We start from the raw sequence: 289 nt of genomic DNA on the forward strand, positions 1-289 counted from the left end.
CGAACACAGTGAAGTGTCCAAGGAACTCTTTTGGCGCAACGCTTGCCATCCAGCCGAAAAGGATGATTGCCAACGCCATCAACGCGTATTTACGCCACGGTGAGCAGGCACATTTTTCCTCAGTTTTCACTTCCGGTGCCGCTTTTTGTGCCGCCTGCGGCTGAGCTGATACCTGAATCGGCGGTGCCGGCCAGGTAATTTCGCCCGCACGGATCACAGTCACGCCACGAATCACCACATCATCAAAATCCACAGTGATGTTGCCGTCTTTCTCTTTGCACAACAGTTT

General features: G+C 52.9%; 1 pseudogene. It reads right to left on the reverse strand.

The features are described 5' to 3' along the window. A pseudogene (gene pntA, locus LZP73_RS20385) lies at positions 1–289 on the reverse strand (Re/Si-specific NAD(P)(+) transhydrogenase subunit alpha); the annotation flags it as partial.

It is taken from the genome of Shewanella sp. AS16, from assembly GCF_021412365.1.
Taxonomy (GTDB): domain Bacteria; phylum Pseudomonadota; class Gammaproteobacteria; order Enterobacterales; family Shewanellaceae; genus Shewanella; species Shewanella salipaludis.